Here is a 22,396-nt window from a genome sequence, read left to right as displayed (position 1 = left end):
TCATTTGATTGTTAAACGCGGCGATGTTTATTTTGCTGACCTATCTCCTGTTGTTGGCTCAGAACAAGGCGGGGTGCGCCCGGTTTTAGTGATTCAAAACAACATCGGCAATCGCTTCAGCCCAACTGCTATTGTTGCAGCCATAACAGCCCAAATACAGAAAGCAAAATTACCTACCCACGTCGAAATTGATGCGAAACGCTACGGTTTTGAAAGAGATTCCGTTATATTGCTCGAACAAATTCGGACGATTGACAAGCAAAGATTAACGGACAAAATCACCCATCTCGATGATGAAATGATGGAAAAGGTCAACGAAGCCTTACAAATCAGTTTGGCACTCATTGATTTTTAATATTAATGAAAGTTGCTCGAGGCGAAAGAGCAACTTTTTTTGTGTTCAAAAATAACAAACGATATAATGGAACTGTTAGTCCAAAAAATGTTATCAGATGTAGTTAGGGGGATGAACATGTCGAATCAAGCAGTGTTAAAATTTATCTCGGAGAACCAAAATGTACTCGCCGTGAATTTGGCGGATATTCTGAAAGACCTAAACAGCAACATGACAAACGTGAAGCTGACTGAACACATGTATGAGACGATCAGCAATGAATACATTCATATCCTTATGAATGAGTCCGGGGACGGGAATGAAAAATCGATCGACACCATCTACCAGTTTTCTTCAAAAGCCGTACAGCTCGGCGTTCCGCTGAAGCTTCTGTCGTCGGGATTATCAGCTTTTTGGAAGCACCTGTACTATGAAATGAACAAGGACGTCCCGGAAGATCAGCAATGCTATGATCTGATATGGGAAATCGATAAATTTATCGAACCGATCAACAGCGAAATCTTGAATCAGTATGCGATCTCCTGGGAGAAAACCGTCGCTCTTCAAAAGGTCGCATTACAGGAGCTCTCGGCGCCGCTGATCCCGGTTTTTGAAAATATTACGGTGATGCCTCTCGTCGGCACGATCGACACAGAGCGGGCCAAAAAGATTATGGAAAACCTGTTGAGCGGCGTCGTCAAACACCGGTCCGAAGTCGTCCTCATTGACATTACGGGCGTGCCTGTCGTCGATACGATGGTCGCACACCACATCATGCAGGCTTCCGAAGCTGTCAGACTGGTCGGCGCAAAATGCCTGCTCGTTGGAATCCGCCCGGAAATCGCGCAGACGATTGTGAATTTGGGAATCGATTTAACTCAGGTTATTACAAAAAATACCCTGCAAAAAGGAATTCAAACCGCATTAGAAATGACAGACCGAAAAATTGTTTCATTGGAGGAATAAGTTTTGAGGATACCTAACATTCCAATTTTGAAGCTATATAACTGTTTATTGGTATCCATTCAAGTGGAGCTCGATGACCAAACCGCTCTGAAATTTCAAGAGGACCTGCTGAACAAAATATATGAAACCGGTTCGAACGGAGTGGTGATCGATCTGACTTCGGTGGACATCATCGATTCATTCATCGCCAAAGTACTTGGCGATGTTATTACAATGTCAAAACTGATGGGCGCCAAAGTCGTTCTGACTGGCATCCAGCCGGCTGTTGCGGTGACATTGATTGAACTCGGCATTTCTTTGGATGAGATCGAGACGGCGCTCGATCTCGAAAAGGGGCTCGAGACATTGCAGCGGGAATTGGGGGAATAAATATGGCAGACCAATCCTGTGTGAAGATTTTGACAGAATGGGACATAGTGGCCGCCAGACAGCTCGGGCGAAATGTCGCAAAAGAACTGGGGTTCGGCACAGTGGACCAGGCCAGAATCACAACAGCCATCTCAGAGCTGGCGCGTAATATTTATTTGTATGCCGGAAAAGGCCGAATCTGCATCGAACAGGTTCAGGAAGAAGGAAAAAAGGGGTTGAAAATCGTAGCGGAGGATGAGGGGCCGGGAATCGCTGACATCAAAAAAGTGATGGAAGACGGTTTTTCAACCTCAGGCGGTCTCGGAGCGGGCCTGCCGGGAGTCAAGCGTCTGATGGACCAATTTGAATTGCATTCGGACGCGGAAAATGGAACGGATATACAAGCCATAAAGTGGCTGCGGTAGGAGGGAAGGAATGGATTTCAGGGAAGTGATTGAGCAGCGCTATCGACAGCTGCTTAGCCGTTATATATCTGAATTAACAGAGACATCCCTTTATCAGGGGCAGAAATTCAGCAGAAAAACGATTGAACATCAAGTGCCGCCGGAAGAGATTATCAGCATACACCGAAAAGTTCTGTCTGAATTATATCCGGATCTTCCGGACCATGTGTTCCATTCTCTCGATTTTTTAATTGAAGTGATGATTGGATACGGTTTGGCCTATCAAGAACATCAGACATTAAGAGGAATTCAGCAGGAAATTAAATCGGAAATCGAAATTGCCGCAAATGTCCAGCAAACGCTGCTCGAGACGAAGATCCCGAAAGTTGAAGCGCTTGAAATCGGAGCGGTCAGTGTTCCGGCTAAGCAAATGAGCGGTGATTATTATCATTTTGTACGGGACAAGGAATCGATTAACATCGCCATTGCAGATGTGATCGGAAAAGGAATACCGGCCGCGTTATGCATGTCGATGATCAAATATGCGATGGACTCTCTGCCGGATTCGGGCACGTCTCCTTCACAGGTGCTGAAAAACCTGAACAGGGTCGTCGAACAAAATGTGGACCCTAGCATGTTTATTACAATGTTTTATGGCAATTATCATCTCCAAAAACACCTATTTACGTTTTCATCTGCCGGTCATGAACCTGGCTTTTATTATTCTTGCAGGGAAAATAAATTTTACGATTTAAACGCAAAAGGCCTCGTTCTTGGCATTTCATCACAATACGACTATGAGCAGTACGAGCAAAAACTGGATATTGGCGATATGATCGTTCTTTTTTCAGATGGTGTAACCGAATGCCGGACAGACAGCGGATTTTTGGAGCGGTCTGACTTGCAGAACCTGATCACTGTACATATGGAGAAACCGGCTCAGCAAATGGTTGACTGTATATACGAACATCTGCTCAAGCTTCAGGATTTTCAGCTTCATGACGATTTTACTCTCATTGTTTTCAAAAGAAAGGTTTAAAGTTTCTCTTCGCTGGGTAATAAACCAGTAGCTCATTAAGAGAACCAGAGGTGATATTGTGAATTTGGCAGTTGATACGAAAAAAAATGATCATGTGATAGAAGTAAAAGTGGCGGGCGAAATTGATGTGCATACGGCCCCGGCATTGCGGGATGAGCTGATGCCGCTCGCGGAAGAAGGAAAAGATCTCAAAGTTTCTCTGAAAGACGTTTCATATATGGACAGTACAGGGCTGGGTGTATTTGTCGGCATTTACAAAGCGGTAAACAGAACTGGGGGTTCTTTAGTGCTTGAAAATCTGTCAGAGCGTTTGATCCGTTTGTTTGATATTACAGGCTTAAAGGACATCATTGATATTTCTGGAAAGTCAGAGGGTGGATTATAATGAAGAGAGCAGCTGATTACATTGAAATGAAGTCACCTGCCAAACCTGAATACGTAGGAATCATTCGTTTAACCCTGTCGGGGATTGCAAGCAAGATGGGGTATTCTTATGATGACATCGAAGATTTGAAAATTGCGGTCAGCGAAGCGTGCACAAACGCTGTGCAGCATGCTTATAAAGCAGACAAAACTGGAGAGGTCTCCGTCAGATTCGGCGTGTTTGAAGACCGCCTCGAAATCATCGTCGCAGATCAGGGAGACAGTTTTGACATTCACGATAAACAGAAAGGGCTGGGGCCATATTCCCCTGAACATACGGTAGATCAATTGTCAGAAGGAGGGCTCGGTTTATATTTAATGGAGACGCTCATGGATGAAGTGCGTGTCCAGATTGACTCAGGCGTAACCGTCTCGATGACAAAGTTCTTAAACAGGGAGCGAGTTGATGATGGCACAACCGTCCAAAACTACGAAACTAACTAAAACCGAAGTCGACACGCTGATCAAAAAATATCAGGATAGCCAGGATGAAGACGCTCAGCTGACCCTTGTTCAAACATATAAAAATCTGGTGGAAACACTCGCCAAAAAATACTCAAAAGGAAAAAGCTTTCATGAAGATTTATGCCAGGTTGGGATGCTCGGATTGCTTGGAGCCATCAAACGCTATGATCCCGATGTGGGAAAATCGTTTGAAGCGTTTGCGATTCCGACCATTATCGGAGAAATCAAACGGTTTCTCCGTGATAAAACCTGGAGCGTCCACGTTCCGAGAAGGATCAAGGAGCTCGGGCCGAGAATTAAAATGGCGGTGGATCATTTAACGAATGAAACGCAAAGGTCCCCAAAAGTCGATGAGATTGCCGAGTTTCTTGACGTCACAGAAGAAGAAGTGCTGGAAACAATGGAGATGGGCAAAAGCTATCAGGCGCTTTCCGTCGACCACAGCATTGAAGCGGATGCAGACGGCAGCACGGTGACGATCCTCGACATCGTCGGCTCGCAGGAGGAAGGCTATGAAAAGGTGAACCAAAAGCTGATGCTTGAAAGCGTATTGCACGTACTGTCCGACCGCGAAAAGCAAATCATTGAGCTGACTTACATTCAAAACAAAAGCCAAAAAGAAACCGGTGACATGCTGGGCATATCGCAAATGCACGTCTCACGTCTGCAGCGCAAAGCTGTCAAAAAGCTGCGGGAAGCGTTGGCTGAAGATCCGTTTATGGAGCTTAAACCATGATTTGGACTGAGTCGAATGAACATATGCAAGCGCTTGTTTATCAGCTTCCTAAAGAAGGAAAAGCCGTCTGCGGAGACAGTTTTTATTTCCATGCGACTGACGAAACTATGGTGTGCGCGCTGGCCGACGGGCTTGGCAGCGGTGCGATGGCACAAGAATCCTCCGCGGTTATCAGCGAAGTTGTCGAAGAGCACGGTCATGAAGAAGTCGCAAGCTTGATGGAACGGTGCAATCAAGAGCTGAAACATAAGCGCGGCGCAACTGTGGCGATTTTAAAAGCCGATTTTCGAACAAGAACGATTGCTTACAGCTCTGTAGGCAATATCCGCTTTATCTTGTACGCTCCTTCGGACAAATATATCCACCCTCTCCCTGTGACGGGATACATGTCGGGAAAGCCGCAAACATACAAAACATTCACCTACACGTATGAAAAAGGGTCAAGATTCATCATGTATTCAGACGGATTGGAAGTACCCGCTCTCCGGTCTTATTTAAAACAGCACCACACACCTGGAGATATATCGAATCAGCTAGAATCATACACACTAATGGGAAAAGACGATCTCACCTATATCATCGGACAGCTTTTTTAAAGAAGCTGCCCTTTGATATAGGTGTTTTTCTGTTTGTTTTGGTACACTAAGAAGACAACATTCTTTTGGAGGCTACAATGGATACTTTAGCGTTAATCGTCAAACAAATCGCAAAAGAAACAGAGCTTGCGTCAAAGCATGTCGAGAGTGTCATTCAATTGTTAGAGGACGGAAACACCGTTCCCTTTATCGCGAGATACCGCAAAGAACAAACGGGCTCCATGGATGAAGTCCAAATTCAAACAATCTCCGAACGCTGGGGATACATCCAGCATTTAAATCAGCGGAAAGACGAAGTCATTCGGCTGATCGACGAACAGGGTAAGCTGACCGGACAGCTGAAGCTCGATATCGAAAAAGCGGACAAGCTCCAGGAAGTTGAAGACTTATACAGACCATTTAAACAAAAACGAAAAACGAAGGCGACGATCGCCAAAAGCAAAGGCCTTGAACCTTTGGCTGATTTCATCATCGCGCTCCCGCGCAACGAAGACGTAATAGCCGAAGCACGCAAGTACATAAATGAAGAAAAGGAAGTCATGAGCGCCGAAGAAGCGCTTGAAGGAGCAAAAAACATACTGGCTGAACGGATCTCAGACGAACCGGAATACAGAAAGTGGATCCGGCAGGAGACTTTTAAAAGAGGAACGCTGAAATCCGCGGTGAAAGACGCCGAAGCCGATGAGAAGAAAATCTATGAAATGTATTATGAATATGAAGAGCCGATTCAAAAAATCGTTCCTCATCGCGTGCTTGCGGTTAACCGCGGCGAAAAAGAGGAGATTTTGAGAGTGTCGGTCGAGCCGCCGGCAGACCGCATTCAAGCTTACTTGGAAAAACGAATTTTACAACACAAGCAAACAAGTGCTCAAGATGTGCTGAAAAGCGCAATCGAAGACGGCTATAAGCGCCTCATTCAGCCGTCCATCGAAAGAGAAATCAGAAAAGAATTGACGGAAAAGGCGGAAGATCAAGCGATTCACATTTTTGCCGAGAATCTGCGCAAGCTGCTGCTGCAGCCGCCGATGAAAGGGAAGCTCGTTCTCGGCGTCGATCCGGCATTCCGCACGGGCTGCAAGCTTGCAGTTGTCGATGAGACGGGAAAGATGCTCAAGATCGATGTCATATATCCGCACCCTCCCGTCAATAAAAAAAGCGCGGCCATTGAAAAAGTGAAACGCATCATCGAAGATTTTCAAATTGAGGTCATCGCCATCGGGAACGGAACGGCATCAAGAGAGACGGAACAATTTATCGCCGATCTTTTGAAGGACATCGACAGAAAGGTGTACTATCTGATTGTCAATGAAGCGGGAGCCAGCGTCTACTCGGCATCAGAGCTTGCGAGGGAAGAATTCCCGGATCTGCAGGTTGAAGAACGGAGCGCCGTGTCGATCGCACGCAGACTCCAGGACCCGCTCGCCGAACTTGTCAAAATCGATCCCAAATCGGTCGGTGTCGGCCAGTACCAGCACGATGTCAGCCAGAAAAAACTAAACGACTCGCTCCGCTTCGTGGTGGAAACCGTCGTCAACAAAGTCGGCGTCAACGTGAATACGGCGTCAGCCGCGCTCTTGCAATATGTAGCCGGACTATCGAAAACAGTCGCGGCCAACATCGTCAAAAAGCGGGATGAAATCGGAAAATTCACGAGCAGGAAAGAGCTGAAAGACATTCCACGCCTGGGCGCGAAAACGTATGAGCAATGCATCGGCTTTTTAAGGGTGCCTGACGGCGGTGAACCGCTCGACCGCACAGGCATCCACCCTGAGAGCTATAAGGAGACGAGAGAGCTTCTGAAAAAGCTCGGCCTATCAACAGCCGACATCGGTACAAGAGAGCTTCAGGACAAAATCAACGAACTGAATATTTCCGAAGCAGCAGAACAGCTTGGAATCGGGGAAATCACTCTGAAAGACATTTGCGCCCAGCTGACAAGGCCTGAGCGCGATCCGAGGGATGAAGTCCCTAAACCGCTCTTAAAAACCGATGTGCTTCAATTGGAGGACTTAAAAGAAGGGATGGAACTGCAGGGGACAGTGCGGAACGTCGTTGACTTCGGGGCATTTGTCGACATCGGCGTGAAACAGGACGGGCTCGTCCACATTTCCAAGCTCAGCCATTCCTTCGTCAAGCATCCGCTTGACGTGGTATCGGTCGGGGACATTGTTACCGTATGGGTGGAAGATGTCGATGCTGCAAAAGGAAGGGTATCCTTATCAATGGTGAGGGATCGATAGTCCAGCTTGCCGGAGCTTTGTTTCTCCGGCGGGCTGATCTTTTACACTCCGATTTTTAACAGAATGCGGTGGATGACGCCAGCCACATGAGCCGGCGTCTGAACCATCCCTTCATTGATCCATTCCTCCAAAACGCCGACTACTCCTGAGACGACAAATGATATTTCCATTTCATCGCATGTAACCTCGTTTTCCGATTGCTCTATCATGCTCAATTCTTCAAAAATTTTCCTCTGGAAAAAGTCTTTAAATTTATTGATGGTCAAAATGTTTCCTTTCGGTTTCGTCAATAAAGTGAAAATCGCAGCGTTTTGATAAATATATTCGGTCGTTTTTTCGATGAAGGTGAGCAAATTGTGCGGATCTTCGCTCGGAAAATAATCATCGTAAAATCTCCCCAGCTGATCAAACAATTCATTTTCTATTTGTTCATACAAGTCAAAAATATCTTTATAATGAAGATAAAAGGTTCCGCGTCCTAAATCCGCGCGCCTCGATAAATCAGAAACGGTGATTTTATTGATTTCTTTCTCATGGAGCAGTTTTAAAAAAGCCTCTTTTATCGCTCTTTTCGTCTTGATTGATCTTCTGTCCTCCATCGTTTTGCCCTCCGTTTATAGACAAATTTTCATGTGTTGTTCATTAGTGAACAGCTCAATCACGATTGCCGATTGAACATCGCTTTTGCTTCAAATTATAATGAACATGTGTTTATTAATCAATAGCTGTTCATATTTTCGAGGAGGTTTTCAATGATTCAATATCGTCTGGCTTCAACTGATCACTTGGACGAGGTGGCACAACTGTTTCATGAGTCTTTTGACAACTATCCGTTTATGGATTTGCTTGTAAGACCCGAAAAGAAAAACCCCGAATTCTTTTATGAGCTGCATAAAGTCATCACTCAGGCATATATAAATAGGCGGGGGTGCTTTATCGGTGTTGTGAATGGTGAAATCGTCACCGCGGCCCTCTTAAAACATCGGGATGATCCAGACGTTGGAGTGATGGATTATATATCAGCCGGAGGAATAAAGTTATTTATAAAAGGGGGCCTTTCCGCGGTATGGAATATGGTGAATGTGGCGGAAGAGGCGAAAAGATCGTACAAGGGCATCAAACAGCAGAAATGGTATTTGGAGGCGCTGGGGGTCTCCCGCTTCCATCAGGGCAAAAGTTTCGGCAGCAAGATGATCAATGACTGCCTGGTCCCTTTCATCCGAAGAAACGGAGGCGGGATCCTCGCTTTAATCACCAACACGAATTTAAATCGATCGTTTTACAAAAAGAACGGATTCGATGAATTTAGTGCATTTCCCCTTAAGCGATTCGGCCGTGAAATAGGAAATTGGAGTTTCAAAAGAACAATTTACTAATGTATTAGAAAGCCGATATAAAAAGTACGACGGCTTTCATGTTGATCAGCAAAACACGAATGTTTTGTCTGACGGCAGCAACCAGCCGTCTTTTTTTAATGAAAAACCCGCACAGCTCATAGAGGAGGAATAAAACGTCAATGAGAACGATTATAAAGGCGAGATGGATTATTGCGGCGCTCTGGATTGCAATGGCCGCCGTCTTATTCATCACGGCGCCTGATATGGGGCAATTAACAAAGGAGAAGGGCCAGATCGCGGTCCCTGAAGGCTATCCGTCTTCTTACGCGAACAAGCTTCTCGAACAAATGTCAAAAGACGGGGATACGGACAAATCGGTTGTCGTCGTATTTCAGGACAAACAGCTCCTGCCGAACCGGGAGGCGGCTTTAAAAAAAGCGATCACCATTTTAGAAAAGGATTCCTCCCTTCACGTCTCAGATATTACATCATACTTTGACGCGGAGGAGGATATTCAAAAGCAGCTGTTGTCAAAGGATCGAACGACGCTGCTTGTACCTGTCACATTTGATGCGAACAAAATCAGTGCGGCCGATTTTAAAGCAAAGGTAAATGAAAAGCTCAAACCTTTAAAGCTTGACTACGAGATGACCGGACAGCCGCTCATTGATGATGATGTTATAACAAGTTCACAGGAAGGCCTGAAGAAGACCGAATATATCACGGTCGGTTTTATTTTAATCGTATTGATTCTCGTCTTCCGTTCTGCGGTTGCGCCTTTTGTCCCGCTTTTGGCGGTCGCGCTTTCCTACCTTGTGAGCCAGTCCGTCGTCGCCTATCTTGTCGAATACGCTGATTTTCCGCTGTCCACGTTTACGCAAATTTTCATGGTGGCGATCATGTTCGGAATCGGGACGGATTACTGCATTCTTCTTTTAAGCCGTTTTAAGGAAGAGCTTGCCCACGGGAAAGACAAGATTGAAGCTATCCTGACAACGTATAAAACGGCGGGAAAAACCGTTCTGTTCAGCGGATTCGCCGTTTTGATCGGTTTTACTTGCATCGGCTTCGCCGAATTCCAGCTTTACAAATCTGCGGTCGCAGTAGCGGTTGGTGTCGCAGTCTTGATTTTGGCGCTTTTGACGATCGTGCCGTTTTTTATGGCTGTTTTGGGAAAAGTGCTGTTTTGGCCCGTCAGAGGGAATATCGGGCATCCGCAGTCAAAACTATGGGAAACCGCCGGCCGTTTCGCATTCAGTAAGCCGCTGATCAGTCTGTTGATCGTAGCGGCCGTGGCCGTTCCGCCGATCTTAATGTATAAAGGAACGCTTTCCTACAACAACCTTGATGAAATCGGAGATCAATACGAATCCGTCAGTGCATTCAACACCATCTCCGACAAGTTCGGGCCTGGGGAATCTTTACCGGTCACGGTCGTCCTCAAAACATCGGATGCGCTCGATACCAATGACGGGCTGATCGCAATTGAAAAAATCAGCCGCGCCATTGAACAGACAAATGGCGTCAGCAAAGTTCGCAGTGCGACCCGTCCGGTCGGAAAAGGACTGAGCGACCTGTATGTCAAAACACAGGCAAACGAACTGAATAAAGGGCTTGAGAGCGGCAATAAAGGTCTGAAAAAGATCAAAGACGGGCTTGCCGAGGCGAGCAAGTCGATCGCGGATCAGAAGCCGCAAATCGAAGCGTCCGGAAAAGGAATCAATCAGCTGATCAAAGGAACCGAATCGATTAAAGCCGGCATCAGTGACGTTGAAGCCAATATGAGAAAGCTGAAGGACGGTACAGACCAAAGCAAAGAAGGCGTCGCCCGGGCGAAAAAAGAAATTCAAGCTGCGAAAAAACAGCTGACGGCGCAGGTCGATCAATTAAATGGACAAATCGAAAACTACAAAGAAATATCGAAAGTCTTGAAAGCAGCATTGTCACAAGCAGAAAGTGCCCAAGGCATAACGGCTGACGTGCAAAAGATGATCGAGCAGACAAATCAAAATTTCAAAAATCTTGAAAGCGAAATTCCCGAAGTGAAGGAGAATCCTTCTTATTTAGCGATCAAAGGCTCTTACACAGAGCTTGCATCGGCAATCAAGCAGGGATCACGGAAAGCGGCCGTTTACACGAAGCAGGCGGCAAACGCGAAAAAGCAGCTTGAAGCAGCAGATGCATTTATCGCAAAAGCGCAGGAAGAGCAAAAAGTGTACACAAGCAAAATCGATGCTCTGATCAACGGCCTCGGCCAAATCGAAAAAGGACTTGAAGAGACATCGAAGGGGCAGGGACAGCTCGCCGATTCGCTGCCTAAGCTCGAATCAGGAGCGGGCGATGTCGCTGAAGGCCAAAAGCAGATGAAGGAAAAAGTCGGAGAATTCGCCGGCCAGCTCGATCAATTAACAAAAGGTTTGAATTCAAGCGTGGACGGCCTCGAAAAAATTTCAAGCGGTCTGATGGGGGCAGGCGACTACCTGGATCAGCTGAAAAACGCATCGGATCAAGAAATGTCCGGCTGGTTTGTCCCTAAAGAAGTCCTGAAAAACAAGCAGTTTCAGCAGGTGTTTAATTCCTATATGTCAGACGACCGCCATATCACGACGATCGATGTGATATTGGAAGGCAATCCGTACGGAAACGGAGCAATTGCTAATGTTAAAGATATTGAAGCGTCCGTAAAACGGGCTCTTCCCGATACGCATTTGAACGATGCATCATTTGGCGTCGGCGGCGTTTCCAGCATCAATGCCGATCTGAAGCAGCTGTCAGACCAGGATTTCAGCAACACGGTGATCTATATGATGATCGGAATTTTCCTGATCCTCGTCCTGCTGTTCCGTTCTATTGTCATGCCGGTGTATTTGGTCGGATCGTTGATCTTGACGTACTTTGCGTCCATCGGTATAACCGAGTTTATTTTCACGGCGTTTTTCGGCTATCCCGGCCTCAACTGGGCGGTGCCTTTCTTTGGATTCGTGATTTTAATGGCGCTTGGTGTGGACTATTCGATCTTCCTGATGGAACGCTTTAACGAATATCGGGGAACGGATATTAAAACGGCGATGATGGAATCGATGAAAAATATGGGGTCCGTTATTATTTCAGCTGCTGTCATTTTGGCGGGAACCTTCGCGGCGATGCTGCCGTCCGGCGTTTTATCGCTTCTGCAAATCGCCACCCTAATATTGACGGGTCTCTTGCTGTATGCATTCGTCATGCTGCCGCTGTTCGTCCCTGTGATGGTTCGGATCTTCGGCTCAGCCAACTGGTTTCCGTTCAAAAGAAAAGAATAAACGGCTCGTCCATCCGCAGAAGAATCATTCGCCCATGCTCCCCGAAATCGGGCGGTCAGCTCCATTTGGGGAGTAACGGGCGCCATTGTGTGAGATGATAAAAGGACCGGTGAAGATGATGAGGAAACAGAAGAAATTCCGTTCGGGCTCCGATGAACACTGTCTATCAGCAGTGTTTTTTTCTGTAAAAATACCAGCACTGATTCAGCAATTTAATCTGGTAATGATCTTTTTCATAAAAAGCTCTCTGCATCTGGCTTTTGAGCCAATTCGGCATTGCTCATCCCTCCTCAGGCTCTTATCATAAGAGTATGGGTGTTGTGTATTAGTTTATGCCGCCCGGAATTTGTCCTGTTCAATGTTTTTAAAAATGAGGTGGACCGAAGCAATGGACGAACAACAACTGCAGCAGCTGACAGAACAGCTTTCGCTCACATATTTTAAAAAACCGTTCCGGCACCGCGCTTACTTCAACAGCCGCCTGAAAACGACCGGAGGCAGGTATTTGCTGAATTCCCACAATATTGAACTGAATAAAAAATACCTGACAGAGCACGGGCAAAATGAGCTTGAAGGCATCATCAAGCATGAATTGTGCCATTACCACCTCCATCTTGAAGGAAAAGGCTACAAGCACCGCGACAAAGATTTTAGAACGCTATTAAAGGAAGTCGGTGCGCCGCGATTCTGCACGCCGCTCGCAGGAGAGAAAAAGCCGCAAAGAAAAGTGCGCACATACAAGTGCGAAGCATGCGGACAAACGTTTCTCCGAAAGCGGAAAATGGATACAAGCCGTTACGTTTGCGGCAAGTGCGGAGGGAAAATAAAAGAAATCATAAAAAAGGGTTGACTGATCAGGCTTGTCTATGATAAATTATAAAAGCCGTCGCAAGACGAGCCACAAAGACAAATTGTTCTTCTTGACACATTTTGTCGACATATTTATAATAAAATGAGTCTGATCATTCCACAGTAGCTCAGTGGTAGAGCTATCGGCTGTTAACCGATCGGTCGCAGGTTCGAATCCTGCCTGTGGAGCCAATGGAGAAGTACTCAAGTGGCTGAAGAGGCGCCCCTGCTAAGGGTGTAGGTCGCGTAAGCGGCGCGAGGGTTCAAATCCCTCCTTCTCCGCCATTAGGAAAATATGATGCTGACTTCATATGGCCCGTTGGTCAAGTGGTTAAGACACCGCCCTTTCACGGCGGTAACACGGGTTCGAATCCCGTACGGGTCATTTCTCATATGTTGGGCTATAGCCAAGCGGTAAGGCAACGGACTTTGACTCCGTCATGCGTTGGTTCGAATCCAGCTAGCCCAGCCATTATATTTGAGCCATTAGCTCAGTTGGTAGAGCATCTGACTTTTAATCAGAGGGTCGAAGGTTCGAGTCCTTCATGGCTCACCATTGTTTTTTCACGCGGGTGTGGCGGAATTGGCAGACGCGCTAGACTTAGGATCTAGTGTCTTTACGGCGTGGGGGTTCGAGTCCCTTCACCCGCACTTTAAAAACAACATATCATGCGGTCGTGGCGGAATGGCAGACGCGCTAGGTTGAGGGCCTAGTGGGGGCAACCCCGTGGAGGTTCAAGTCCTCTCGGCCGCATCATAGGAATACCAAGGGTTTAAGCGCCCTTGGTATTTTTTGTGCAACTTTTAAAGTGTCTACTGCCCACAAACTGTCCACTTACCTAAAGTGAATTATCTTTTTGAATTATTAGAATAAAGGTGTTCATGAAACACCTATTGTTGTTTTGTTATGTTCTTTTAGAGGATAGATATTATTTATACACTTGATTAATCAAAAAAAATTGATTAATATATAAAAAGAAAGGGGATAAGGGATGCTGCTTATGAGAACTGCAAAAGGATCGGATGTAAATAGAATATTAGATATTTATAACCAAGGAATTGCTGACCGGATTGCTACATTAGAAGTGGAAGAAAAAGATGTGGATTATATGACAAATTGGTTTTCTAATCGCGGTGAGAAATATAAAGTTCTTGTTGCTGAAATAAACAATTGTGTAGTGGGATGGGTTTCTCTCAATCCATATTCTCACCGTTGCGCATATCAAGGTGTTGCTGATTTATCTATATATATGGATCGGAATCATCGAGGAAAAGGTATAGGAAAAGTTCTCTTATCGGGTATCGAAAAAGAAGCCATTCAATCGGGCATTCATAAAATCGTATTATTTACATTTCCTTTTAATCAATTGGGGCAAGGCTTATATACTTCAATGGGGTATCGAGAAGTTGGCATATTTAAAGAACAGGGGAAAATTGACGGTCATTATGTAGATGTCATGGCAATGGAAAAAATACTTACAAAGTAAACAGGCCTCTAAAGAGAGACCTGTATTTATATTAATCACAACAACAGGATGTTTTAGCAGCAGAAGGTTTTGGTGTTAATTTACAAACCCCTGTTTCAGGTAGTTTTAACTCCACACGTTCCGCAGATTCCTTATCGCCAGTAATATAAGCCACAACAGAACGAGCCTGCTCATAGCCAGTAGCTAATAAGAATGTAGGTGCTCTTCCATAACTTTTTGAGCCAATAATATAGAAGTTCTTCTCAGGTTGTCTTAATTCTTTTTCACCATGCGGTCGAACAGTTCCACAGCTGTGGATATTAGGATCGATTAAATCAGCTAAGTCAGGTACACACTCTAAAGCGGAATCAAATGTATGACGGATTTCTTTTAAAAACTGAAAATCTGGTCTTGCCCCTGTATTAGCGATAATCTCATCTATATTGTTAATCATTTTTTGTTCTTGTTGTCGGTGACCAAGTATATTTAATTTTCCGCCAGAAGCGAGTGAGATAGATTCAATGAACATTGAAGGGTAGGCTTTAATTTCACCGTTGTTTAAGACGTTCCGCAACCTTGTGCCTAATTGACCTCTAGCTGGTAGCTGATCATTTCCTTCTCCTCCGAAAACTTCTGTAATGTCCTGTTTTCTTAATATCCAGATGATCTCCGTATTTTCAGTTTGCTCTTTTAATTGGGTTAAATCTAACAATGTGTTTATTGCTGAATGACCACTCCCTACAACTGCAACGGTCTTATTTTTATAACGATCTTTATCCCGATTTAAAACATCAGGAATTCCATAATAAATTTGGTCAGACACTCTTTTTTCATTATCTGTAATGAGCCCTTCTGCATTTAGTGGGTTTGGATTTTGCCAAGTCCCTGTAGCATCAATAACTGCTTTTGCTTCATATATTTTCTCTTCTTTGTTGTCAACTTTAACTCGAAGGATAAAGGGGGCTTGATCTCTGCCTTTTGTTTTCACTTTATCGAACCCTTTTTTTCCAACATGAAGCACACGGCTGTTCATATGAATATAAGGTTTCATTTCGGGCAGTTGGGATAATGGTTTTAAGTATTTAAAAACAATTTCTTCTCCTAAGGGCAATTCGTCTTTTGGTGGAAGCGAGATGTGATGTTTCAATAACAATTCCTTTGCTGCTTCGTCTATATTATATTCCCAGGGAGAAAACAATCGTACATGACCGTAATCTAAAAAATTGGTTCCGATTTCTTTTCCTGATTCAAACAAAATAAATGCTTCATTTCTTTTGACAAGATGGGCTGCTGCGGCAATTCCTACTGGTCCTCCGCCAATGATAGCTACTGGTAATATCTTATTCATCATAAGTCCTCCTATAAATCAAATTTTTTTGATGTAAGTTCAAAAAGAATTCCCTTCTAACGAGAAGGGCGGAATAAGCAGCATAATTCTTCAGAAAGCAAATGATTTATTTCTTTTTCATTCAATGAATAATAACTCCATGTACCTTTTGCCTCTTTTGTAATTAAGCCTGCATCTAATAAAATTTTTAAATGATAAGATAACTTAGATTGCGGCATCTGGATTTCATCAATTAAATCACATACACATGTAGAACCACGTTTGCAAAGAATGTGTAATAAATGAAGTCTTTTTGTGTCAGATAGTGCTTTGAACTTTTTTTCGTAATGTTCAAATGTATCCAGCAACTGCTTGTTTTCTAATGGTATTTGTAACATGATAAGTCCTCCGGTTCGTTAATCAAATAATTTTGATGTAATTATCATAAATGAGATAGAGAAGATACACAAGATATAAGTCAATTTTTTTTGATATTTAAATTAAAATTCAATTATATAAGCATTTACTTATATATATAATGTACGCAAAGGGGGGAAGAGAAAAATGACTGTTCAATATAATCTTGAAGCTGTTAAAGTAGTACATTGCTTAAAAATTTTAAGCGATCAAACGAGGCTCCTAATAATGAAACTTCTTCAAAGTAAAGAATACTGTGTTTGTCAGTTCGTTGATATGTTTCAAATGAGTCAACCAGCTATTAGCCAGCATCTTAGTAAATTAAAAAAAGCGGGTCTTATTCATGAAACGAAAAAAGGGCAATGGCGTTTTTATTCTATAAATCAATCTTGTCCAGAGTATGATTTGATGCTATCTATTCTTAATAAGATTGATTGTCACGATAAGTTGTTACAGTCAATTAAAGAAAAAGAAACTCAGGTTTCCTGTCGTTAGGAGATTCTAAGTTGTTATCGACAATTTTAGCTGGATTTATATTTGTGCTGACTCTTGTTTTTGTCATCTGGCAGCCAAGAAATTTATCCATTGGATGGTCAGCTTGCGGAGGTGCTGTATTAGCTCTAATCGCAGGAGTTGTTAACTTTCAAGATGTTATAGATGTAACGGGAACTGTTTGGAATGCAACATTAGCATTTATTGCGATTATCATTATTTCCCTAATTCTCGATAATATAGGATTTTTTGAATGGGCAGCCTTACATATGGCTAAAGCAACTAAAGGTAATGGTGTGCTGATGTTTGTTTATGTGACGATATTAGGAGCTATTGTTGCAGCTTTTTTTGCGAATGATGGCGCTGCTCTTATCTTAACTCCAATTGTTTTGGCTATGGTTCGAGCTTTAAATTTTCAAGAGAAATTAGTTTTTCCATTTATTATGGCAAGTGGGTTCATAGCAGATACTACATCATTACCGCTGGTTGTCAGTAACCTTGTCAATATTGTATCTGCAGATTTCTTTCACATTGGATTCATTGAATATGCATCCAGAATGATTGTTCCAAATCTGTTCTCGCTTGCTGCGAGTATCATTGTTCTTTACCTTTTCTTTAGAAAAAGCATTCCAAGACATTATGATCTTTCTGAAGTCAAAATGCCTGTCGAAGCCATAAAAGATCAAAAGATGTTTCGTATTTCTTGGGTTGTTTTGGGAATTCTGTTAATTGGCAACTTTGTAAGTGAACTATTCTCGATACCTGTTTCTATTATAGCTGGTGTTATTGCTATCTTATTTCTCGCGATGGCGCAAAAGAGTTCAGCAGTTCATACAAAGCAAGTTCTTAAAGGCGCACCATGGGCAATCGTTTTTTTTCTTAGCAGGTATGTATGTTGTCGTATATGGATTACGAAATGCAGGTTTAACAGATGTTCTCTCTAATCTTATCCAAGCAGCGTCTAACCAAGGGCTATTTGTCGGCACTATAGGTATGGGCTTTATCGCAGCTATATTGTCTTCCATTATGAATAATATGCCTACAGTCATGATTGACGCATTAGCTATTGCTGGAACAGATGCACATGGAATGATGAAAGAAGCATTAATATATGCAAATGTTATTGGATCAGATCTTGGACCGAAAATTACACCAATTGGTTCACTAGCTACTCTTTTATGGTTACATGTTTTATCGCAAAAAGGCGTAAAAATTTCTTGGGGAACATACTTTAAAACAGGAATTATCTTAACAATCCCAACACTATTTATTACACTTGTTGGTCTTTATATTTGGCTTTTGATTATTCATTAAACTTTTAAGGAGAAGATGAAAATGTCAAAGAAAACAATTTACTTTTTATGTACTGGAAACTCTTGTCGCAGTCAAATGGCTGAAGGATGGGGCAAAAAATACCTTGGAGATGAGTGGAATGTATACAGTGCCGGAATTGAAGCACATGGATTAAATGCGAATGCTGCAAAAGCTATGAAAGAAGTTGGTATCGACATCTCTCACCAAACATCAGACATTATTGACCCTGATATTTTAAAAAGTGCTGATCTAGTTGTTACACTTTGTGGTGATGCAACTGATAAATGTCCGATGACGCCTGCTCATGTAAAGCGTGAGCATTGGGGATTTGATGCCCCTGCAAAAGCACAAGGCACAGAGGAAAAGAAATGGGCGTTTTTCCAAAGAGTTCGTGATGAAATAGGGGATAGGTTGAAGATATTTTCTGAAACTGGGAAGTAAGGAAATCTTCCCTTTTAAAGGATGCATATTTTTATATGTGTCCTTTTTTATTGTCTAGCAATACGAATGTGCCATCAGTGAAATATGCATAACAAAACAATCATTCAATGTCTTTCCAGTCTAAAAACAGTGCCCATTTTGTGCCTAAAATGATGCAAATGAGTGTAAAGAATGATTTCAAATGCTAGAAATGGCAGGCTTTTGTAACTGATGATACAGTTTCACTTTATTGAGGGCCCTTTAAGCGCCCTTGGTATTTTTGTTTCTACAATGAAAATGTGTTTTTGTGTCCAAAAGTGTCCACTAATTTAAAGTAAGTCATCTAATTTATCAGCTATTTCCTTTTGTTTGTTGCGAAAAAGGTGTCCGTAACTTCACAATCCCTAATGTATATCTCCTTCATACGAAATGATTTGTATGGGCATTAATTCCAGATGTTACTCCATCTGACTTAGAAACAAGAATTGTGATTCTGCGAAAAGAGGATAAGGCTATGGTGTTACAAGAAAACTTATAATGTAATTTTTTAGGTCTTTGTAATTATTTTACATATATTATTAATATTCACTTATGAATTCGTGATATTATATTGAAGGGAACGATCAAAAACTTTGGCATTAGTAATTAATAATGTTTTAAATCTATACGAGTGCTACCTCATGTCAAAGTCAGAATAATTATTATAGGAGGTAACATATGTTTAAGTTTAAAAGGAATTTCTTAGTTGGATTAACGGCAGCTTTAATGAGTATTAGCTTGTTTTCGGCAACCGCCTCTGCAGCTAGTCCAGACTACTGGCAAAATTGGACTGATGGCGGCGGAACAGTAAACGCTGTTAATGGGCCTGGCGGGAATTACAGCGTTAATTGGTCTAATACCGGAAATTTCGTTGTTGGTAAAGGTTGGACTACAGGTTCGCCATCTAGGACAATAAACTATAATGCCGGAGTTTGGGCGCCGAATGGCAATGGATATTTGGCTTTATATGGTTGGACGAGAGCACCTCTCATAGAATATTATGTAGTGGATTCATGGGGTACTTATAGACCTACTGGAACGTATAAAGGTACTGTAAAAAGTGATGGGGGCACATATGACATATATACAACTACACGTTATAATGCACCTTCCATTGATGGCGAAAAAACTACTTTCACGCAGTACTGGAGTGTTCGCCAGACGAAGAGACCAACTGGAAGCAACGCTAAAATCACTTTCAGCAATCATGTTAGAGCATGGAAGAGTCATGGAATGAATCTGGGTAGTATTTGGTCTTATCAAGTCTTAGCGACAGAGGGATATCAAAGTAGTGGAAGTTCTAACGTAACAGTGTGGTAACAGATCATCTTTAATCAGGGGTAGCGGCTGTTGATCGTTCCTTGAGACATTTTATAATCATTGTTAATGTGAGTGACTAAGAGGCGACGGTCTTTTAGTTGGGATTCCAATGTATTCCTCGGAGTGGGGAAAACGATTGTTTAGGCTTTGATAGGAAAACACTGGATTAAAGGGAAAGCAAGGTTATAGAATTTGAACCAGTATAAATTTTAAAGCAGGCATATGCCTGCTTTATTTTAATGCGCTATTAATGATTTTTGCATGTATTCCATCTGATTTGTACCCTGAAAGTATTTCCTCAGTTGCTTCATTCGTAAAGTGAGGTATTTCTTTTATTTCGGCTAATTTTTCTCTGAAATTTTCAACCGAAGAGCAAATTGAAAAATACAAAGAACGAGCAAGAAGAACAGAATATGATCATTGGAAGGATTGAATTATATTTAGACTTTTCTGTTGTGAAGGGATGAGCTTTTACAACAAATATAAAAGGGTTCAATCGAGGATTCCGTCAAATAAAAATAACTCCAGGATAGCGGTCGAGGGTTCTAATTAACGAAAAAAAAAGACAATAGTGAAACCTCTTTTTTGTCATCAATCTCATGGATAGACCATAAATCTTAAGAATCACTTTGGTAAGCTTTACGGAATTCGTTTGAAAAGCTTACTCCATTTTTATTCCTTAATTCTTAAAAACAATGAAATTTTATGTGATTGGTGTAAAGAAATACAATGAAAGCAAGCTTTCATAAATCGTGATAAGCTTCCACTTTATCGAGGGTCTAGTGTGGGCAACCCCGTGAGGGTCAAATCCTCTCGGCCGCATACCAATAATACCGAGGGTTTAATTACCTTTAGTATTATTTTTTTGTAGAAAATACAGTAATAAATGTACCGTATGGTGGAATCTGCAAGTATATTTGGCACTAAAAAAGTGCTGACCTCTGCACAAAACCGTTGTGCGAGTCTGCACTTTTATTCTGCAAGATACACTGCCGGTTATCATTGATTATGGGGAGTTGTTTAATCCGTTCTTAGGTGTGCTGATATTTGGTTTTTAGAAGCTTTTTTTAAGTGGCTAAAACCAACAAATTTTTTGCTTTCTTCATCCCACAGGCGGAACTTTAATGACTTAAGACTTGTTGCCAGTGTAATGGTCGGAACGTTTTGCAATGGTTTAATGTTGTTATGCACTTCTTCAAGCTTATAGTTTGGGACTCTCGGGCTTAAATGATGAACATGATGGAAACCGATATTGCCTGTTAGCCATTGCATGACTTTTGGAAGCTTATAAAAAGAGCTTCCTTCAACTGCTGCTTTTACATATTCCCAATGCTCATCTTCTTCAAAATAAGAATCCTCAAACGTATGCTGAATATAAAACATCCAAATTCCGAGAGATCCCGATATCATAAAAATTGGCGCCTGAATCAGCAGGAAGTTTACCCAGCCAATAGCCCAGCATAAAAGTGCTGTCAAAGCGACGATTCCCAGGTTCGTTACATACGTATTCATCCGTTCTTTGCGTTTTGCCCCTTTACGATTAAAACGATTGGTAATCCCGAAGACGTAAATCGGCCCAATCATAAACATAACAAACGGATTTCTGTACAAACGGTACATTATTTTTGTCTTAGTTGAGGCTTCCTTATATTCTTCAACGGTCAGTACCCAAATATCGCCTGTACCGCGTTTGTCCAAGTTGCTGCTTGTCGCATGGTGGACAGAATGGTCGCGTCTCCAGTGATCAAAAGAATGCAAAGTCAGAATTCCTGTAATTGTTCCAAGGATTCGATTCGCCATTTTGTTTTTAAAAAAGGAGTAGTGGCAGCAATCATGAAAGATGATGAAGGTTCTCACTAAAAAACCTGCCGCAACGATAGAAATAGCTAATGTAAGGAAATAAGAAATCGACAAGCTCTTATATGCCAAACACCATAACAGGAAAAATGGTGCCAATGTGTTAATGATTTGAGAAATACTTTTTTGTAAATCGGAGTTTTCATAAGGTGTAACCAGTTTTCTCAAAGTCTTTAGGTTTTGGTCATTCATTTTTTTAAGTTTCCCCTTCCCTGATGAGTTTCTAAGTGTACGTTTTATTGCCTTTGAAGTCCCAGTGTCATACATCATATAAGTATCGTTCTTAGCCCACTTTATTGGAAACTCGAAACTGATTTGCAGAGTTGGCCGGGATACAAAAGGCGTATGAAAATTATACCCGGCTCTTTATCGGGCAAAACTCTCTCCCTGTTTCCCTATGGGAATTGTTCTTTTTAGACCGTGAACATTGATTGTTTGAGGAACAGACATCATGAACAAGAAACAGCAGAGCTTTTTAAAGAAAATCAATTTTAGCAAAGAAAAAGGTTTGAAGACACTCGCGATTCATTTTCACGGGGTTTTCAAACCTATTAGACCTCTTAGACATGTTATATATTTGATGCAGAAGAATTGACGCCTACCGCTTCTGCACTGCTATCCACACGTTTAAGAAAAAATGCCATGAATAAAACGATAATATGATTTGCAATTATTTCCGTTTCCTGTTATGATAAAGAAGAATTATTT

The 22,396-nt window shown here is 42.5% G+C and carries 22 protein-coding genes, 7 tRNA genes and 1 pseudogene; 25 read left to right on the top strand and 5 right to left on the bottom strand.

Annotated features, from left to right (window positions below):
* Window positions 1-4 precede the first annotated feature (4 nt).
* From ndoA to M1E06_RS18775, 10 genes are all read left to right on the top strand, one after another.
* On the top strand, window positions 5-355 hold the full coding sequence (gene ndoA / locus M1E06_RS18820) for a type II toxin-antitoxin system endoribonuclease NdoA (protein WP_003179128.1): 351 nt from the start codon (window positions 5-7) through the stop codon (window positions 353-355).
* A gap of 117 nt (window positions 356-472) precedes the next feature.
* Window positions 473-1,300 (top strand): RsbT co-antagonist protein RsbRA, encoded by an 828-nt coding sequence (locus M1E06_RS18815; protein ID WP_023857863.1) that lies wholly within the window; start codon window positions 473-475, stop codon window positions 1,298-1,300.
* Between the two features lie 3 nt (window positions 1,301-1,303).
* A complete protein-coding gene (locus M1E06_RS18810; protein WP_031305225.1) occupies window positions 1,304-1,669 on the top strand; it encodes an STAS domain-containing protein in 366 nt (121 codons plus the stop codon).
* A 2-nt stretch (window positions 1,670-1,671) separates the two neighbouring features.
* Complete coding sequence (locus M1E06_RS18805; protein ID WP_009330126.1) at window positions 1,672-2,073, top strand: anti-sigma regulatory factor; 402 nt, start codon at window positions 1,672-1,674, stop codon at window positions 2,071-2,073.
* Window positions 2,074-2,083: 10 nt separating this feature from the next.
* Window positions 2,084-3,091, top strand: coding sequence for a PP2C family protein-serine/threonine phosphatase (locus tag M1E06_RS18800; protein ID WP_020450261.1), 1,008 nt, complete (start codon window positions 2,084-2,086; stop codon window positions 3,089-3,091).
* Between the two features lie 58 nt (window positions 3,092-3,149).
* On the top strand, window positions 3,150-3,476 hold the full coding sequence (locus M1E06_RS18795; protein WP_020450262.1) for an anti-sigma factor antagonist: 327 nt from the start codon (window positions 3,150-3,152) through the stop codon (window positions 3,474-3,476).
* Window positions 3,476-3,958: an anti-sigma B factor RsbW gene (rsbW, locus tag M1E06_RS18790; RefSeq protein ID WP_020450263.1), complete on the top strand. Its 483-nt coding sequence runs from the start codon at window positions 3,476-3,478 to the stop codon at window positions 3,956-3,958. Before M1E06_RS18795 ends, rsbW begins: the two co-directional genes overlap by 1 nt.
* A complete protein-coding gene (sigB, locus tag M1E06_RS18785; protein ID WP_023857858.1) occupies window positions 3,924-4,715 on the top strand; it encodes an RNA polymerase sigma factor SigB in 792 nt (263 codons plus the stop codon). The genes rsbW and sigB overlap by 35 nt, the downstream gene beginning before the upstream one ends.
* Entirely contained in the window at window positions 4,712-5,311 is a 600-nt protein-coding gene (locus M1E06_RS18780; protein WP_035337155.1) for a PP2C family serine/threonine-protein phosphatase, read from the top strand. The genes sigB and M1E06_RS18780 overlap by 4 nt, the downstream gene beginning before the upstream one ends.
* Window positions 5,312-5,388: 77 nt before the next feature.
* Window positions 5,389-7,551 (top strand): Tex family protein, encoded by a 2,163-nt coding sequence (locus tag M1E06_RS18775; RefSeq protein ID WP_035337153.1) that lies wholly within the window; start codon window positions 5,389-5,391, stop codon window positions 7,549-7,551.
* A gap of 41 nt (window positions 7,552-7,592) precedes the next feature.
* On the opposite strand, the gene M1E06_RS18770 is transcribed toward M1E06_RS18775, so the two are convergent.
* Entirely contained in the window at window positions 7,593-8,150 is a 558-nt protein-coding gene (locus M1E06_RS18770; RefSeq protein WP_020450267.1) for a TetR/AcrR family transcriptional regulator, read from the bottom strand.
* A 153-nt stretch (window positions 8,151-8,303) separates the two neighbouring features.
* Between M1E06_RS18770 and M1E06_RS18765 the strand changes: the two genes are divergently transcribed.
* The gene (locus tag M1E06_RS18765; RefSeq protein ID WP_035337151.1) at window positions 8,304-8,927 is read left to right on the top strand and encodes a GNAT family N-acetyltransferase; all 624 of its coding nucleotides are present in this window, start codon (window positions 8,304-8,306) and stop codon (window positions 8,925-8,927) included.
* Between the two features lie 140 nt (window positions 8,928-9,067).
* On the top strand, window positions 9,068-12,187 hold the full coding sequence (locus M1E06_RS18760) for an MMPL family transporter (RefSeq protein ID WP_035337149.1): 3,120 nt from the start codon (window positions 9,068-9,070) through the stop codon (window positions 12,185-12,187).
* 166 nt (window positions 12,188-12,353) lie between these two features.
* On the opposite strand, the gene cmpA is transcribed toward M1E06_RS18760, so the two are convergent.
* Window positions 12,354-12,464: a cortex morphogenetic protein CmpA gene (gene cmpA, locus M1E06_RS18755; protein ID WP_023857852.1), complete on the bottom strand. Its 111-nt coding sequence runs from the start codon at window positions 12,462-12,464 to the stop codon at window positions 12,354-12,356.
* A gap of 111 nt (window positions 12,465-12,575) precedes the next feature.
* Here cmpA and M1E06_RS18750 point away from each other — a divergent pair, with 111 nt between their 5' ends.
* The 9 genes from M1E06_RS18750 to M1E06_RS18710 all read left to right on the top strand — a co-directional run bounded on the left by M1E06_RS18750 (window position 12,576) and on the right by M1E06_RS18710 (window position 14,523).
* Complete coding sequence (locus tag M1E06_RS18750) at window positions 12,576-13,037, top strand: SprT family protein (protein ID WP_023857851.1); 462 nt, start codon at window positions 12,576-12,578, stop codon at window positions 13,035-13,037.
* A gap of 116 nt (window positions 13,038-13,153) precedes the next feature.
* Window positions 13,154-13,228 (top strand) — tRNA-Asn (locus tag M1E06_RS18745).
* A 2-nt stretch (window positions 13,229-13,230) separates the two neighbouring features.
* A tRNA-Ser gene (locus tag M1E06_RS18740) sits at window positions 13,231-13,321 on the top strand.
* A gap of 28 nt (window positions 13,322-13,349) precedes the next feature.
* Window positions 13,350-13,421 (top strand) — tRNA-Glu (locus M1E06_RS18735).
* A gap of 12 nt (window positions 13,422-13,433) precedes the next feature.
* Window positions 13,434-13,508 (top strand) — tRNA-Gln (locus M1E06_RS18730).
* 8 nt (window positions 13,509-13,516) lie between these two features.
* Window positions 13,517-13,592: transfer RNA gene (locus M1E06_RS18725), tRNA-Lys, on the top strand.
* 12 nt (window positions 13,593-13,604) lie between these two features.
* Window positions 13,605-13,687 (top strand) — tRNA-Leu (locus M1E06_RS18720).
* 20 nt (window positions 13,688-13,707) lie between these two features.
* Window positions 13,708-13,790, top strand: a tRNA-Leu gene (locus M1E06_RS18715).
* A 238-nt stretch (window positions 13,791-14,028) separates the two neighbouring features.
* Entirely contained in the window at window positions 14,029-14,523 is a 495-nt protein-coding gene (locus M1E06_RS18710; RefSeq protein WP_035337146.1) for an arsinothricin resistance N-acetyltransferase ArsN1 family A, read from the top strand.
* A 31-nt stretch (window positions 14,524-14,554) separates the two neighbouring features.
* Here M1E06_RS18710 and M1E06_RS18705 read toward each other — a convergent pair whose 3' ends face one another.
* Both M1E06_RS18705 and M1E06_RS18700 read right to left on the bottom strand, forming a co-directional pair.
* Window positions 14,555-15,853, bottom strand: a complete 1,299-nt coding sequence (locus M1E06_RS18705) for an NAD(P)-binding domain-containing protein (RefSeq protein ID WP_231005693.1) — start codon at window positions 15,851-15,853, stop codon at window positions 14,555-14,557.
* 53 nt (window positions 15,854-15,906) lie between these two features.
* A complete protein-coding gene (locus tag M1E06_RS18700; RefSeq protein WP_051967014.1) occupies window positions 15,907-16,227 on the bottom strand; it encodes an ArsR/SmtB family transcription factor in 321 nt (106 codons plus the stop codon).
* A gap of 166 nt (window positions 16,228-16,393) precedes the next feature.
* Between M1E06_RS18700 and M1E06_RS18695 the strand changes: the two genes are divergently transcribed.
* From M1E06_RS18695 to M1E06_RS18680, 4 genes and pseudogenes are all read left to right on the top strand, one after another.
* Window positions 16,394-16,741 (top strand): ArsR/SmtB family transcription factor, encoded by a 348-nt coding sequence (locus M1E06_RS18695; RefSeq protein WP_035337143.1) that lies wholly within the window; start codon window positions 16,394-16,396, stop codon window positions 16,739-16,741.
* 11 nt (window positions 16,742-16,752) lie between these two features.
* A pseudogene (locus M1E06_RS18690) lies at window positions 16,753-18,052 on the top strand (arsenic transporter).
* A 21-nt stretch (window positions 18,053-18,073) separates the two neighbouring features.
* On the top strand, window positions 18,074-18,493 hold the full coding sequence (gene arsC / locus M1E06_RS18685) for an arsenate reductase (thioredoxin) (RefSeq protein WP_035337141.1): 420 nt from the start codon (window positions 18,074-18,076) through the stop codon (window positions 18,491-18,493).
* Between the two features lie 696 nt (window positions 18,494-19,189).
* A complete protein-coding gene (locus M1E06_RS18680) occupies window positions 19,190-19,831 on the top strand; it encodes a glycoside hydrolase family 11 protein (RefSeq protein ID WP_035337139.1) in 642 nt (213 codons plus the stop codon).
* A 1,020-nt stretch (window positions 19,832-20,851) separates the two neighbouring features.
* Here the strand turns inward: M1E06_RS18680 and M1E06_RS18675 are convergent.
* The gene (locus tag M1E06_RS18675; protein WP_035337136.1) at window positions 20,852-21,880 is read right to left on the bottom strand and encodes a fatty acid desaturase; all 1,029 of its coding nucleotides are present in this window, start codon (window positions 21,878-21,880) and stop codon (window positions 20,852-20,854) included.
* Window positions 21,881-22,396: the final 516 nt, after the last annotated feature.

It is taken from the genome of Bacillus sp. AK124 (assembly GCF_053903085.1).
This window is presented reverse-complemented; position numbering and strand designations above follow the sequence as displayed.